At 63.5% G+C, this 14359-nt stretch carries 14 protein-coding genes; 10 read left to right on the top strand and 4 right to left on the bottom strand.

Annotation, left to right across the window (positions count from 1 at the left end; translation table 11 throughout):
- Positions 1-215 precede the first annotated feature (215 nt).
- From IFU00_20525 to IFU00_20510, 4 genes are all read left to right on the top strand, one after another.
- Positions 216-425, top strand: a complete 210-nt coding sequence (locus IFU00_20525; protein MBD8544668.1) for a hypothetical protein — start codon at positions 216-218, stop codon at positions 423-425.
- 133 nt (positions 426-558) lie between these two features.
- Positions 559-1371: an endonuclease/exonuclease/phosphatase family protein gene (locus IFU00_20520; GenBank protein MBD8544667.1), complete on the top strand. Its 813-nt coding sequence runs from the start codon at positions 559-561 to the stop codon at positions 1369-1371.
- A gap of 4 nt (positions 1372-1375) precedes the next feature.
- Positions 1376-2536, top strand: a complete 1161-nt coding sequence (clsB, locus tag IFU00_20515) for a cardiolipin synthase ClsB (GenBank protein MBD8544666.1) — start codon at positions 1376-1378, stop codon at positions 2534-2536.
- Positions 2537-2548: 12 nt separating this feature from the next.
- Positions 2549-2935: an RNA-binding S4 domain-containing protein gene (locus tag IFU00_20510; protein MBD8544665.1), complete on the top strand. Its 387-nt coding sequence runs from the start codon at positions 2549-2551 to the stop codon at positions 2933-2935.
- Between the two features lie 12 nt (positions 2936-2947).
- Here the strand turns inward: IFU00_20510 and IFU00_20505 are convergent, their stop codons facing one another.
- On the bottom strand, positions 2948-3358 hold the full coding sequence (locus IFU00_20505; GenBank protein ID MBD8544664.1) for a hypothetical protein: 411 nt from the start codon (positions 3356-3358) through the stop codon (positions 2948-2950).
- Positions 3359-3685: 327 nt separating this feature from the next.
- Between IFU00_20505 and IFU00_20500 the strand changes: the two genes are divergently transcribed.
- The 6 genes from IFU00_20500 (at position 3686) to IFU00_20475 (ending at position 11041) form a co-directional block, all read left to right on the top strand.
- Positions 3686-4303, top strand: coding sequence for a TetR/AcrR family transcriptional regulator (locus IFU00_20500; GenBank protein MBD8544663.1), 618 nt, complete (start codon positions 3686-3688; stop codon positions 4301-4303).
- A gap of 47 nt (positions 4304-4350) precedes the next feature.
- On the top strand, positions 4351-6141 hold the full coding sequence (locus IFU00_20495; protein ID MBD8544662.1) for an acyl-CoA dehydrogenase C-terminal domain-containing protein: 1791 nt from the start codon (positions 4351-4353) through the stop codon (positions 6139-6141).
- Positions 6142-6174: 33 nt separating this feature from the next.
- The gene (locus tag IFU00_20490) at positions 6175-8571 is read left to right on the top strand and encodes a 3-hydroxyacyl-CoA dehydrogenase/enoyl-CoA hydratase family protein (GenBank protein ID MBD8544661.1); all 2397 of its coding nucleotides are present in this window, start codon (positions 6175-6177) and stop codon (positions 8569-8571) included.
- 24 nt (positions 8572-8595) lie between these two features.
- Positions 8596-9792 carry an acetyl-CoA C-acyltransferase gene (locus IFU00_20485; protein MBD8544660.1) on the top strand — a complete coding sequence of 399 codons (1197 nt, stop codon included), beginning with the start codon at positions 8596-8598 and terminating at the stop codon, positions 9790-9792.
- 121 nt (positions 9793-9913) lie between these two features.
- A complete protein-coding gene (locus IFU00_20480; protein MBD8544659.1) occupies positions 9914-10687 on the top strand; it encodes an enoyl-CoA hydratase in 774 nt (257 codons plus the stop codon).
- Between the two features lie 117 nt (positions 10688-10804).
- The gene (locus tag IFU00_20475; GenBank protein MBD8544658.1) at positions 10805-11041 is read left to right on the top strand and encodes a hypothetical protein; all 237 of its coding nucleotides are present in this window, start codon (positions 10805-10807) and stop codon (positions 11039-11041) included.
- Between the two features lie 33 nt (positions 11042-11074).
- Here the strand turns inward: IFU00_20475 and IFU00_20470 are convergent, their stop codons facing one another.
- From IFU00_20470 to IFU00_20460, 3 genes are read right to left on the bottom strand one after another with little or no spacing between them, the layout of a single operon-like run.
- A complete protein-coding gene (locus IFU00_20470; GenBank protein ID MBD8544657.1) occupies positions 11075-11485 on the bottom strand; it encodes a phosphate ABC transporter substrate-binding protein in 411 nt (136 codons plus the stop codon).
- A gap of 38 nt (positions 11486-11523) precedes the next feature.
- On the bottom strand, positions 11524-12777 hold the full coding sequence (locus IFU00_20465; GenBank protein MBD8544656.1) for a hypothetical protein: 1254 nt from the start codon (positions 12775-12777) through the stop codon (positions 11524-11526).
- 21 nt (positions 12778-12798) lie between these two features.
- Positions 12799-14238 (bottom strand): chemotaxis protein, encoded by a 1440-nt coding sequence (locus tag IFU00_20460; protein ID MBD8544655.1) that lies wholly within the window; start codon positions 14236-14238, stop codon positions 12799-12801.
- Between the last annotated feature and the right edge of the window lie 121 nt (positions 14239-14359).

Genomic DNA, 14359 nt, shown 5'->3' with positions numbered 1-14359 from the left:
CGCTCACATACGCACGAAAAAGTAGGAGTTCTCCTATGAAGATACATTTCGAGACACTTGGTGACACCTTTCGCGAATGAATTAAATATGGTTACCAACGGACGGGCACCATATATTCCACGGTTGACAGTCAGAAATCAGTAGTCTAAGGTCAATAGTTCACCCAGTGTGAATTTTTGATGTGCAACTTTTAAGTGGATGATTCTGAGAGAAAAATGGATAACTTCAAACTGAATAGCGACAAGAAAGTAAAAGCAATCACACTCGGCGACGATTGCATCTATATCGACCTGATGGATGGCTTGCGTTTGTGTGGCCCGATGGCGCCCCGCGCCCAAAAAGATGAGGCGGCTGCACACCGCCCGCGCCGCATGATCGTCTCGGGTCACGAAGCGGTGTACGACCAGGCGCACGCGATCGCCTGAAGGCAGTTTGTTACTGTTGGTTTCTAAAAAGAGTGCGAGAGCTGGCAACCTGCCGAACGCGCCAGCGCTTTAATAAGCGCACGATTGGGTCCGTTTCACGAGAACGGCAGTCCGATCCGGGTAGAATGTTCCCATGAAAATTCGTGTGGCTACCTACAACATTCACAAGGGCGTCTCCTCCCTGCGCAGCACGCCCCGCGTGATCGCACTGAAGAAAGCGATCGCTGAATTCGACGCCAACGTCGTCTTCCTGCAAGAAGTCCAGGGCCGGCACGACCGGCACCAGGCACGCTTCGGCAAGGAAGACCGTGGCCATCGCCACTGGCCCGAAACCGCCCAGTACGATTACTTCGCCTCCGACCTGCACCACACGGCCTATGGCATGAACGCGGTCTACGACCACGGTCACCACGGCAATGCACTGCTCAGTACCTACCCGATCGAAAACTCGCACAACCACGATGTCTCGGACCATGCCTACGAGCAGCGCGGCATCCTGCACTGCGTGCTGGGTACGCCCGAGTGTCCGGTGCACTGCTATGTCGTGCACCTGGGCCTGTTTGAAGGCGGGCGCGGGCGCCAGACGCAGTCGCTGATCGACGCCGTCAATTCGTCGGCGCCGAACGGCGAGCCGGTCATCATCGCGGGCGACTTCAACGACTGGCGCAATACCCTGAGCGACAAGCTGCGCGCCGGCCTGGGCGTGTGCGAAGTGTTCGACGAGCTGGGGCCGCGTTCGCCGATGGGCGACATGGTGCGCAGCTGGGCTGGGCGCAAGCCGCGCCTGGCGCCGGCGCGCACGTTCCCGGCGATGCTGCCGTGGTTCCGCCTGGACCGCATCTACGTGCGCGGCTTCAAGGTCAACTCGGCGCAAGTGATGCACGGGGCCCTGTGGGCCAAGCTGTCCGACCACGCACCGATCGTGGCGGAACTCGAGCTGGCCTGAGGCCATGCGCAGCGTCACCTTCGTCGACAATAACGACATCACGCTATTGGAGAGCGGCGTTGCGTTCTTCCCGGCGCTGATTGTCGCGCTCGACGCTGCCCGCCACGAAGTCCTGTTCGAAACCTATATTTTTGCCGAAGACGAAACAGGCGATGCCGTGCGCGATGCGCTCGCGCGCGCCGCCAAACGCGGCGTGAAGGTGCGGGTACTGGTCGACTGGTTCGGCACCGGCCACCGCGTCACCTCCCGGCTGGGCCAGGTGCTGACCCAGGCCGGCGCCCAGTACCGGGTGTTCAATCCGCTGTGCAAGCGCGGCATCGCCCGCTCGCACCGCAAGATTACCGTGATCGACCGCGAGGTTGCGTTTGTCGGTGGCATCAATGTCAACGACGACTGGCTGTGCGACCACGCCGACGGCCGTCGCCTGCCGGCGCCGCGCTGGGATTTCACGGTGCGGGTGCGCGGCCCGCTCGTGGCGCAAATTCACCACGAGGCGCAAGGGCAGTGGACCCGTACGGGCCGCCTGCGGCTGCGCAAGCGCCTGGAACTGTTCCGCGAAATGCGCAAGCAGCCGGCACCGTCGTGCGCCAGTCCCGCGCGCGCCGCCTTCGTCGTGCGCGACAACCTGCGCAACCGCACCACGATCCAGCGCGCCTATCTGCAGGCGCTGGGCCACGCGCGCCACAGCGTGCTGCTAGCCACCCCATATTTCGCGCCGGGCCGCAAGTTTCGCCAGGCGCTCGCGCATGCAGCGCAGCGCGGCGTCGCCGTCACGCTCTTGATCGGGGTGGGGGAGTTCGCGATCCAGGACGCGGTGGCGCAATCGTTCTATCCGAAACTGCTGGCCGATGGCATCCGCGTGGTCGAGTACCGCAGGACACAACTGCATGCCAAGGTGGCGGTGGCGGACGACCACTGGGCCACGGTCGGCTCGAGCAACTGCGACGGTTTGTCGCTGTTCGTAAACCAGGAAGCCAATATCGTCGTCGACGATCCGGTCTTTGCCGCGTCGATGCGCGCGCACATCGAACGGGGCATCGCGGACGGGGTCGAAGTCTGTCCGCAGGAATTTGCCGACATCGGCTGGCTGCGCCGCGCCGTCAACGGCTGCGCGTATGTCGGCTATAAACTGGTGATGCGCGTGTGCGCCATCGGGTATGCGTAATAAGGGATAACGATGGACAAAGACAAAGAGAACGTCCGACTGGACAAATGGCTGTGGGCAGCACGCTTTTTCAAGACACGCTCGCTGGCCCAGGATGCGGTGGAGCGGGGCCGGGTGCGGATCGACGGCGAGCCGGTCAAGCCGGCGCGCACGGTCAAGATCAACGACAAGATGCTGATCGATAACGGCTCGGATCGCTGGGAAATCATCGTCGCGGCCATTTCAGGCGCGCGCGGCGGTGCCCCGGTGGCGCGCACGCTGTATTTCGAAACCGACGAGAGCATCGCCAAGCGCGAACTCGACAAAGTCGCGCGGCGCCTGTATCCGGAACCGAGCCTGGAAATCAAGGGGCGGCCGACCAAGCGCGATCGCCGCGCGATGGAGCAGGCGGGCGAATAGACGTGGCGGGCGCTATCGCATGACCAGCAAGGCCACGACCAGCGCGACGACCACCAGCACGATGGCGAAGACCCGGATACTCTTGCTCGATCTTGCGCGCACCTGCTGTGCGGGTGGCGCACTTTCCAGCGCCCGGTTCGACGCGACGACATCGACGGCCTTGTCGACGACGACCTGCGCCGTGTCCCGGTCCAGCCCGCGCCGGACCAGGTCGGCAATTGCGTCCTCTGCCGTCGCGCCGCTGTCCAGCCGTGCACTGGCGTGGCCGATCAGCACCAGGAAATGCTGCATCGAATCCGCGCCTGCTGCCGCTGCCTGAGCGGGTTCGGTGCCACCTTCCTGCAGCGAGAAAGCGCGAATTGCCACTTGCAGCGCGCTGTCGTCGGGTTCGACGACCTGTTGATTCTGATCGTTGCTGCTCATGCTGTGGACCTTTCGTCGGCGCGCTGAATGTTGCTGGATTATTAATGGTAACAGTCAAGCTGCAAACGGGTGCGCCGTGCTCGTAAATGACGCACCGGTCACCCCGAAAATGCTGTACCTTTAGCAGATGAAACAACTGTTTTCTGCCGCTCGCCTGCAAGCCGGGCCGTCAGTAAAAGGCGCTTTCTCCGGGTGTCGCGGGTTGTTTTTCATCAATAGAACCGCACCTCTAAGTTCCCGTTTGACATTCCAGGCCCGATAGATAATAGTACGAGCGTTCGGATTTTTTCGAGACCAGGGGAAGCTATCAGTACTTCAGCAAAATTCATGCGCAAGGGCGAGCAGACGCGGGCGGCAATTCTCGACGTCGCGCTCGAACTCGCCAGCCGCAACGGCCTCGAAGGCTTGACGATCGGCCTGCTGGCCGACCGGATGAGCATGAGCAAGTCCGGCGTGTTCGCGCACTTCGGTTCGCGCGAAGACCTGCAGCTCGAGGTGGTCAAGCTGTACCACCACCGATTCGAGCAAGAGGTCTTTTACCCGAGCATCAAGGAAACCCGCGGCCTGCCGCGCCTGGTGGCGATGTACACGCGCTGGGTCAAGCGGGTGTCGGTCGAGATCGCGTCCGGGTGCATCTATATCAGTGGCGCCGTCGAATACGACGACCGCGAAGGCCCGATCCGCGAAGAGCTGGTGTCGATGGTCCGCGCGTGGCAGGGCGCCTTGCTGCGCAGTGTCGAGCAGGCGATCGAGCTGCGGCACCTGCACACCGGTTTCGATGCCGAGCAACTGGTGTTCGAGATGCACGGGCTGATCCTGGCGCTGCACCACGATGCGCGTTTCCTGCGCAATCCGGGCGCCGTCGAACGGGCCCGGGCCGGCTTTGAACGCCTGATCGAAAATTACCGCAATTCCCAACAATCGCAAGACCACCAGGCGGCATAAGGCCGCCTGTCACGTCCAACAATCGTCACACTCTTCAGGAGAAAACCATGGGTCAGTACGTCGCGCCAATCCGGGATATGCAGTTCGTTCTGCACGAGTTCCTCAATGTCACCGAAGAATTCAAGAATCTGCCGAAATACCAGGAAATCGATACCGACATCATCAACCAGGTACTCGAAGAAGGTGCAAAATTCACCCAAGAAGTGCTGTTCCCGCTGAACCACTCGGGCGACCGCGAAGGCTGCACCTTCAATGCTGCCGACAAGAGCGTGACCACGCCGAAGGGCTTCAAGCAGGCGTATAAACAGTATGTCGAAGGCGGCTGGGCTGCGCTGGCATGCGATCCCGAATATGGCGGCCAGGGCTTGCCGATCACGCTGAACAACTCGTTCTACGAGATGCTCAATTCGTCGAACCAGGCCTGGTCGATGTACCCGGGCCTGTCGCACGGCGCCTACGAGTGCCTGCTCGAGCACGGTACCGACGACCAGAAACGCCTGTACCTGCCAAAGCTCGTCTCGGGTGAATGGACCGGCACCATGTGCCTGACCGAAGCCCACTGCGGCACCGACCTGGGCCTGCTGCGCTCGAAAGCTGAACCGCAAGGCGACGGCACCTACCTGATCACCGGCTCGAAGATCTTCATCTCGGCCGGCGAACACGATATCTCGGACAACATCGTCCACCTGGTGCTGGCGCGCCTGCCGGATGCACCGGAAGGCTCGAAAGGCATCTCGCTGTTCCTGGTGCCGAAGTTCATGCCGAACGAAGACGGCTCGATCGGCGAGCGCAATGGCATCGCCTGCGGCGCCATCGAAGAAAAGATGGGCATCCACGGCAACTCGACCTGCCAGATGAACCTGGACAATGCACGCGCCACGCTGATCGGCCAGCCGCACAAGGGCCTGCAGGCGATGTTCGTGTTCATGAACGCGGCCCGCCTGGGCGTGGGCATGCAGTCGCTCGGCCTGACCGAAGTGGCGTACCAGAATGCACTGGCCTATGCAAAAGACCGCATCCAGATGCGCAGCCTGTCGGGCGTGAAAGCACCGGACAAGCCAGCTGATCCGATCATCGTGCACCCGGACGTGCGTCGCATGCTGCTGACCGCAAAAGCGTTCGCTGAAGGCGGCCGCGCGTTCTCGTCGTACGTCGCGCTGCAGATCGACCGCGAACTGAACCACACCGATGAAGACGTGCGCAAGGAAGCGGCAGACGAAGTCGCGCTGCTCACGCCAATCATCAAGGCCTTCATCACCGACAATGGCTGGATCGCGACCTCCGAAGCGATGCAGGTCTACGGCGGCCACGGCTACATCGCCGAATGGGGCATGGAGCAGTACGTGCGCGACGCGCGCATCAACATGATCTACGAAGGCACCAACACGATCCAGTCGCTGGATCTGCTGGGCCGCAAGATCCTGATGGACAATGGCGCCAAGCTGCGCAAGTTCGGCGAGAAGATCAAGACCTTTGTCGAAGACAATGGCCTGGACGAGAACATGTCCGAATTCGTCACGCCGCTGGGCGAGCTGGGCGACAAGGTCACCAAGCTGACGATGGAAATCGGCATGAAGGCCTTCCAGAACCCGGACGAAGTGGGCGCCGCCGCCGTGCCTTACCTGCGCGTGGCCGGTCACCTGGTCTACAGCTATCTGTTCGCGCAGCAAGCCAAGATCGCACTGGCCAAGCTCGATTCGGGCGACCGCTTCTATGAATCGAAGCTGGCGACGATCCGCTTCTACTTCGCACGTCTGTATCCGGAAACCGCGATGCTGATCCGCCAGGCACGCTCGGGCGCCGCGAACCTGACGGCGCTGGACGCCGACCTGTTCTAAGCAATCACGCCCAACCCAACAAGGAAATCTTACATGTCCAATTTCATCGTCAAGAAAGTCGCCGTGCTGGGCGCTGGCGTGATGGGCGCGCAAATCGCCGCCCACTGCGTGAACGCCAAGGTGCCAGTCGTGCTGTTCGACCTGCCGGCCAAGGAAGGCCCGAAGAACGGCATCGTCCTGCGCGCCATCGAGAACCTGAAAAAGCTCTCGCCAGCCCCGCTGGGCAACAAGGATGACGCGGCCCTGATCGAAGTGGCCAACTACGAGGACAACCTCGACGTGCTGGCCGGTTGCGACCTGATCATCGAAGCCATCGCCGAGCGCATGGACTGGAAACACGACCTGTACGCCAAGGTCGCGCCGCACATCGCGCCAAACGCGATCTTCGCGTCGAACACGTCGGGCCTGTCGATCAACAAGCTGGCCGAAGGCTTCGACGCCGAACTGAAGGCCCGCTTCTGCGGCGTGCACTTCTTCAACCCGCCGCGCTACATGCACCTGGTCGAACTGATCCCGACCACGGACACCCGTCCTGACATCCTGGACCAGCTCGAAACGTTCCTGACCTCGACCCTGGGCAAGGGCGTCGTGCGCGCGAAAGACACCCCGAACTTCATCGCCAACCGTGTCGGTATCTTCGGCATGCTGGCCACGATCGTCGAAGCCGAGAAATTCGGCCTGTCGGTGGACGTGGTCGATGACCTGACCGGCGCCAAGCTGGGCCGCGCCAAGTCGGGCACCTTCCGCACCGCGGACGTGGTCGGCCTGGACACGATGGGCCATGTGATCAAGACCATGCAGGACAACCTGAAGGACGACCCGTTCTTCAGCGTCTACAAGACGCCGGACATCCTGGCCAAGCTGATCGAAAAAGGTGCACTGGGCCAGAAATCCGGCGCCGGCTTCTACAAGAAGGTCGGCAAGGAGATCCAGCGCCTGGACTTCGCCACGGGTGAATACGTCGCCGGCGGCGCCAAGGCAGCCGACATCGTTGGCCGCATCCTGAAAGAGAAAGACCCGGTCAAGAAGTTCAAGGCCATGCGCGAATCGACCAACCCGCAGGCGCAGTTCCTGTGGGCGATCTTCCGCGACGCCTTCCACTACATCGCGTTCCACCTTGAATCGATCGCCGACAACGCGCGCGACATCGACTTCGCGATGCGCTGGGGCTTCGGCTGGAGCGTCGGCCCGTTCGAAACGTGGCAGGGCGCCGGCTGGACGCAGATCGCGCAGTGGGTCAAGGAAGACATCGACGCCGGCAAGGCGCTGTCGAGCGCACCGCTGCCAGCCTGGGTGTTCGAGGGTTCGGTCGCCGAGAAGGGCGTGCACACGCCTGAAGGTTCGTACTCGGTTGCCAAGAGCGGCTATGTGCCGCTGTCGGACCTGCCGGTGTACAAGCGCCAGCAGTTCCGCGCACCGGTCGTGGGCCTGGGCGGCGCCGATCCGAAAACCGCTGGCACCACCGTCTTCGAAGACGAATCCGTGCGCCTGTGGCACTCGGACGACGACGTCCTGGTCGTCTCGCTCAAGACCAAGATGCACGTCATCGGCGATGGCGTCATCAAGGGCCTGCAGCGCGCGCTGAAAGAAGCCGAAGCCGGCTTCAAGGGCATCGTGATCTGGAACACCGACGCAGCCGAAGGCGGCGCGTTCTCGGCCGGCGCCGACCTGCAATCGGCCCTGCCAGCCTTCATGGCCGGCGGCGCGAAGGCGATGGAGCCGATCGTGCGCGAGCTGCAGGACACCTTCATGGCGCTCAAGTACTCCAACGTGCCGGTCGTCGCTGCAGTGGCTGGTCTGGCGCTGGGCGGCGGCTGCGAACTGGCGCTGCATGCCAGCAAGCGTGTCGCGTCGATCGAGTCGTACATTGGCCTGGTCGAAGTCGGCGTGGGCCTGGTGCCTGCCGGCGGCGGCCTGAAGGAAGCAGCGCTGCGCGCGGCAACCGAAGCCAAGGGCAACGACATCCTGCAATTCCTGAAGAACGGTTTCATGAACGCGGCCACCGCGCAAGTGTCGAAGTCGGCACTGGAAGCCAAGGCCATGGGTTACCTGAAAGAAGACGACGTGATTGTCTTCAACGCCTACGAACTGCTGCACGTGGCGAAAACCACGGCGCGCGCCATGGCCGACGCTGGCTACCGCGCACCGGCGCGCCGCACGTTCCCGGTCACCGGCCGTTACGGCTGGGGCACGATCCGCGGCCAGATGGTCAATATGCGCGACGGCGGCTTCATCTCGGCCTATGACTACCAGCTGGGCGACACCATCGCCGAGATCGTCACTGGCGGCGACATCGACCAGGGCAGTGTGGTCAGCGAGCAGTGGATCCTCGACCTGGAGCGCAAAGCCTTCGTGGCGCTGCTGAACAATCCGAAAACGCAGGAACGCATCATGGGCATGATGCAGACCGGCAAGCCAGTGCGCAACTAAGCGTCGACAGAACAGGACACTGACATGAGCAAACAACTTCAAGACGCATACATCGTCGCAGCGACCCGCACCCCGATCGGCAAGGCGCCGCGCGGCATGTTCAACAAGACCCGCCCGGACGACCTCCTGGTGCACGCGATCCGCGGCGCCATGGCAGCCGTGCCGAACCTGGACCCGGCGTTGATCATCGATGCGATCATCGGCTGCTCGTTCCCGGAAGCCGAGCAGGGCTTCAACATCGCCCGTAACTCGGTGGTGCTGGCTGGCCTGCCGAACACCGTGGGCGGCGTGACGGTCAACCGTTACTGCGCCTCGGGCATCACCGCACTGGCGATGGCCGCCGACCGCATCCGTGTGGGCGAAGCCGACGTGATGATCGCCGGCGGCGTCGAATCGATGTCGATGGTGCCGATGATGGGCCACCACCCGTCGATCAACATGGACACGTTCAAGGACGAGAACGTGGGCCTGGCCTACGGCATGGGCCTGACGGCCGAGAACGTCGCCAACCAGTGGAAGATCTCGCGCGAAGACCAGGACGCCTTCGGCCTGGAATCGCACCGCCGCGCGATCGCCGCGCAGCAGGCCGGCCACTTCAAGGACGAGATCACGCCGGTTGAGGTCATCACCCGCACGCCGAACCTGGCCACCGGCCAGATCGACGTCAAGACCCGCACGGTCGACACCGACGAAGGCCCGCGCGCCGACGCCAGCATGGAAAGCATGGGCAAACTCAAGCCTGTGTTCGCCGCCAAGGGTTCGGTCACGGCTGCCACGTCGTCGCAGATGTCGGATGGCGCCGGCGCCCTGATCGTCGTCAGCGAAAAAATCCTGCGCGAGCACAATCTGACGCCGCTGGCCAAGTTTTCGTCGTTCGCCGTGCGCGGCGTGCCGCCGGAAATCATGGGCATCGGTCCGAAGTTCGCGATTCCTGCAGCGCTGGCCGCCGCTGGCATCACGCAGGACCAGCTGGACTGGATCGAGCTGAACGAAGCCTTCGCCGCGCAGGCGCTGGCCGTGATCCGCGATCTGGGCCTGGACACCAGCAAGGTCAACCCGCTGGGCGGCGCGATCGCCCTGGGTCACCCGCTGGGCGCAACCGGTGCGATCCGCGCCGCGACCGTCGTGCACGCACTGCGTCGCAATAACCTGAAGTACGGCATGGTGACGATGTGCGTCGGCGCCGGCATGGGCGCTGCGGGCATCATCGAACGCGTCTAAGCCAGCCAGTACGATCACCGCGTGGGCGGGAGACCGGGCCATCCTACAATCGACTATGTAGGGTGGGCGGGTCTCCCGCCCACGCGTCCAACCAGCCCAAGAATAAACGGGAGACAACCACATGAGCATCCTCACCACGACCGCCGACGGCATCCTCACGATCACCTTCAACCGCCTCGAACGCAAGAACGCGATCACCGGCGCGATGTACCAGTCGATGGCCGACGCCTTGCGCGCCGCCGAGCAGGACACGACGGTCCGCGCCATCCTGATCACCGGCCAGCCCGAGATCTTCACCGCCGGTAACGACCTCGACGATTTCCTGAACAACACCGGCGAAGGCGCGATGACGCCGGAGCGTCCGGTGTTCCAGTTCATGCTGGCGCTGGAAGGCTGCACCAAACCGGTGGTGGCTGCCGTGGCCGGCGCCGCCGTCGGCATCGGCACCACGCTCCTGATGCATTGCGACCTGGTCTACGCGGCCGACAACGCCAAATTCTCGATGCCGTTCTCGCAGCTGGGCCTGTGCCCTGAATTTGCCTCGTCGCTGCTGGTCGCGCAGTCGGCCGGCTACACGCGCGCCGCCGAAAAGCTGATGCTGGGCGAGCCGTTCCTGGCCCAGGAAGCGCTGGAGATGGGCATCGTCGCGCGCGTGCTGCCGGCAGCGGAACTGCTCGCGTTCGCGCAGGCGCAAGCGGCAAAACTGGTCAAGCTGCCCCCAGCCTCGATCCGCACGACCAAGGCGCTGATGCGCCGCGCGCGCACCGCGCACGTCAGGGACACCATCGCGGCGGAAAATGAGCAGTTCAGCGCGATGCTGGGCGGCGCCGAAGCGAAGGAAGCCTTCACGGCGTTCTTCGAGAAGCGCAAGCCGGATTTCAGCAAGTTCGACTGACCTGTGAGGCGGCACCGGGGCGCACCCCCATGGCCGTTCGCCGGTATCATGTGCCGAACCGTGCCCGCCACCAATGACGATGTCCATGTGGCGGGTGCTCGCTAAACAAAGGGTGATATGAGAACGACGGAAAATACTGCAGTTGCCGAGTTGGCGTTTGAACTTGGCAAGGTAACGCGCAGGGCAATCGATGGCAGTTATGGCAAGGCCGATCCGGTCGAACTGTCGCGGGTGGCCAATGCGCTGCTCGAAGCAGGCCAGGAAAAAATCCTGAATGATGTGCTGCTGGTGTTTGTCGCCGGCTTCGAAGAGGGCGATCCGCCGGAACGGCGTGCCGATCCCGAAAATCGCTGAAAACAGCTGATCGTGCGCTGGCAGCAACGCCTGTCAGCGCACGATCAGCACCGCGCGCACGCTGGGATCCAGTGCCGTGCGCTCGACATAACCAATCATTCCCGGGTTCTCGGCGATCATTCTGCGCATGGCGGCGTTGCCATCGACCTCGGCCGGTGGCTGACCGCGGCCAGTAAAGATCAGTCTGGCCCAGTGCGCTTTCACGAGCGCCGGGGTGCGGTTCGTGACCTTGCTGTAGAACTCGTCACGTAGCGGCGAACCCAGATCCTGATCGATAGGAACCACTTCGCTGCCGTTCGGGAAACGATTGGTCTGGAACAGAAAGATCTCGGCGACCTGGTCGGCACTGAGCATACTGATGTTGCTGCGCGCCGAGACGATCACGGCCAGCTCTGCTGCCGAGGCAGCGTTGGGTGCCAGCGCAAGTGCGGGACCCAGGCACATCGACAGCAGCAGTGTGGAAAGAGAACGGTTCATCATGGTCAGAAAACGACGTCCATGCCAAGGCTGATGACGTTGAACGCCTGGCCGGAACGGAACCCCGGCTGGACATTGATCAGGGTGCCGATCGAGCCGCCGCGCGGCTTGACGCGGTCAAACTGCCCCTTGAGGGCAATGTTCGGCGCGACGTCCCAGCGCACACCGACGCTGGCCGTGTCTTGCACGCCAATCTGGCGCAGCTGGTCATTCAATGCATTGTTCAACAAGCCCGCCAGCGCCGCCGCTTCGGGCGGCAAGTCGTCCAGCGGCAGTCCGGCTGTCTGCGTGGCGAGGTTGGCGACCAGGCGCGCGTAGGTGACATAGGGCGCGACATTGCCGAAGCGCCGGCCGGCCGACAGATACGAGGCAGTCTGGTCGCCCAGCAGCGAGCTGGTGTTGATGCGCCCGCTCTCGCCGGTGATGAACCAGTTGCCCGGATCGTAGTTGAAGCCGGCGCTGAACACGCGCACATGGCGCTTGGCGATATCGTAGCGGTCTGCCAGCGCCTCGCCCGGCGGGCCGAACGCGCGCAGGCCGTCGAACAACGCTTCCGCACCCGGCACCACCAACAGCGCCTGAGCCGCCGTGAAGCGCACGGTCAGTGCGCCGGCCGTCGCGCTCTCGGTGAGGCCGACGATGTTGCGGGCCTTGCCGGTGAGGTCCTTGTTCAGGCGCGCGGCCGCATGGCCGAGCGAGAGCGTGGTCTCGTGCTTGACCTGCCCGGTATGCCAGCGGTACGAGGCGTCGACGCCGTCGCTGTAGGAAATCGGTATCAGGCTGTACAGTTCGACGGGCGCGCGCATCCAGGGCAGGGCGTAGCCCACCTTGCGATAGTCAGCGGCCAGGAACAGCGGCAGTGCAATGCGCCCGGCGCGCAGCGACAGCTCCGGCGTGGCCTGAAACTTCACATTGGCCCACGTAAGGTAGGTCTTGTACGAATTCTCGATGCTTTTTTCCTGCGTCGCCTGGACCACGGCCGACCAGCGCTTGTCGAACCGGACATCGAGCTGCGCACCGGCGCGGCTATCGACGTCGAAGGCCCACGCTTTGGAGTAGCCCGCCTGGCCAGGCGAGTTGGGGTTGACCGTGTAGTCGCCATAGTCTTGCGTGGCATGGACGGCGGCGACGGTGCCGAACCCGGTCATCTTCCACGTTGCCTGCGCGCGCGCATCGCCCTGCGGCCAGGCCAATAGGCTCAGCAGCAGGGCGACGGGGACGACGCCACGCGCCGCCTGGGTAGTCAACATGAATTTCATGACGTCGTCATTGTACTGCGCTCAGGATAATCCCATCTGCGCCGTGCCTGGCGGGTCGAGCCGGAAGATGCGCACGATCTGCGCCAGGCCATGAGCCCGCTGCTGCAGCGAATCGGCCGCGGCCGCGGTCTTGCTGACCATCTGCGTATTGTGCTGCAAGGACCTGTCCATGGCGCCGATGGCGTCGGCCACCGCCTCCACACGCACGGCCTGATCGTCGCCAGCTGCGCTGATCCTGCCGACCATGCCAGTCACGTCGGTCACGCTTTGCACGATGTTGTCCATCGTGCGCCCGGCTTCCTGGGCCAGCGCGCTGCCGGCGCTGACCTGGCGCACCGATTCCTCGATCAGGCCCTTGATTTCGCGGGCGGCGGCGCCCGAGCGCTGGGCCAGTTGGCGCACTTCGGCAGCGACGACGGCGAAACCGCGTCCCTGTTCGCCGGCACGGGCGGCTTCCACCGCAGCGTTGAGAGCCAGGATGTTGGTCTGGAACGCGATGCCGTCGATGACGGCGGTGATCTCGGCGATCTGGCGCGACGACGTGTCGATCAAGCCCATGCGCTCGACGACGGCGCCGACCTGGCGCCCACCGACGACGGCAATCCCCGACGCCTGCGTCGCCAGCGCATTGGCTTGCCGGGCGTGCTCGGCATTGGCGCGGATGATGTCGCCGAGTTCGTCGATGGAGGCGGCGGCGCGGCCGAAGGCCTCGGTCTGGTCCCGCGAGTGTTCGAACAGCAGCGCGCTGCCTTCGGCAATGTCGCTGGCGGCGCCGCGTGTGGTCTCGACCGTGTCGCGTACCTGGCCAATCGCCGTCTGCAGCGTGTGCAGCACATCGCGCAGGGCGCGGCCGCTGCTGCTGGTGACCGGCGCCAGCGAGCGCAGGTCGATGATCCCGTGCTGGGCCTGCAGCATCGACACGCTGGCGCGCAGTTCGGCCGAGCGCAGCGCTTCGCGTTGCAGCACCAGCGCGATGTAGCACAGCACCATCGTTTCGACGATGACGTAGCCGGCGTGGATGAAGACGATTGCCAGTCCCGGCCGGGTCAGGCAAATGACGCCGTAGCCGAGCTCTTGCAGGTAGTTGAAGCTGAAGTGGTGCACGGCGGTCAGGCCTGCCGCGAACAGAATCACGCGCCAGTCGCGGTAGCAGAGCAGGATCGCCAGCGAGACAAAGATCCCGAAGTGCAGTTCTTCCCGGCCGTTACCTTGATGGATGTGCAGCGCGCACATGGCCATCAGCGCGCCGGCATTGACCAGCCGGCTCGTGAGCGTGCCGCTGGCCAGGAACGTGACGCCGCTCGCGATGGCCACGATCGGCAGGCCGACGAAAAGCGACCATTTCATGGTGTCGTGCATGCCGGCCAATGCCAGCGAAAAGCCCAGCATCGCCCATAGCACGATGATCAGCAAGCGGTCGGCATGGCGGTAGACAGGCAGCAGGTTGGGTTGGGTCGGCATCAAAGTCTCGCATAGTGATTTTTCACCATTTAACCTGAAAAATATAGATTCAGAGAAACTGTTGGCGACGTTCAATATCTTTCCCTGCTAAAAGTCTGTCGGATCGTGCGCCTTCTTGCCA

It is taken from the genome of Oxalobacteraceae sp. CFBP 8761, from assembly GCA_014841595.1.
GTDB lineage: Bacteria > Pseudomonadota > Gammaproteobacteria > Burkholderiales > Burkholderiaceae_D > Telluria.
This window is presented reverse-complemented; position numbering and strand designations above follow the sequence as displayed.

Coding starts and splice junctions, on each gene's coding strand:
- IFU00_20480 (MBD8544659.1), top strand. CDS start 9,914: ATGAGCATCCTCACCACGACCGCCGACGGCATCCTCACGATCACCTTC.
- IFU00_20460 (MBD8544655.1), bottom strand. CDS start 14,238: ATGCCGACCCAACCCAACCTGCTGCCTGTCTACCGCCATGCCGACCGC.
- IFU00_20525 (MBD8544668.1), top strand. CDS start 216: ATGGATAACTTCAAACTGAATAGCGACAAGAAAGTAAAAGCAATCACA.
- IFU00_20465 (MBD8544656.1), bottom strand. CDS start 12,777: ATGAAATTCATGTTGACTACCCAGGCGGCGCGTGGCGTCGTCCCCGTC.
- IFU00_20490 (MBD8544661.1), top strand. CDS start 6,175: ATGTCCAATTTCATCGTCAAGAAAGTCGCCGTGCTGGGCGCTGGCGTG.
- IFU00_20520 (MBD8544667.1), top strand. CDS start 559: ATGAAAATTCGTGTGGCTACCTACAACATTCACAAGGGCGTCTCCTCC.
- clsB (MBD8544666.1), top strand. CDS start 1,376: ATGCGCAGCGTCACCTTCGTCGACAATAACGACATCACGCTATTGGAG.
- IFU00_20510 (MBD8544665.1), top strand. CDS start 2,549: ATGGACAAAGACAAAGAGAACGTCCGACTGGACAAATGGCTGTGGGCA.
- IFU00_20475 (MBD8544658.1), top strand. CDS start 10,805: ATGAGAACGACGGAAAATACTGCAGTTGCCGAGTTGGCGTTTGAACTT.
- IFU00_20505 (MBD8544664.1), bottom strand. CDS start 3,358: ATGAGCAGCAACGATCAGAATCAACAGGTCGTCGAACCCGACGACAGC.
- IFU00_20470 (MBD8544657.1), bottom strand. CDS start 11,485: ATGTGCCTGGGTCCCGCACTTGCGCTGGCACCCAACGCTGCCTCGGCA.
- IFU00_20485 (MBD8544660.1), top strand. CDS start 8,596: ATGAGCAAACAACTTCAAGACGCATACATCGTCGCAGCGACCCGCACC.
- IFU00_20500 (MBD8544663.1), top strand. CDS start 3,686: ATGCGCAAGGGCGAGCAGACGCGGGCGGCAATTCTCGACGTCGCGCTC.
- IFU00_20495 (MBD8544662.1), top strand. CDS start 4,351: ATGGGTCAGTACGTCGCGCCAATCCGGGATATGCAGTTCGTTCTGCAC.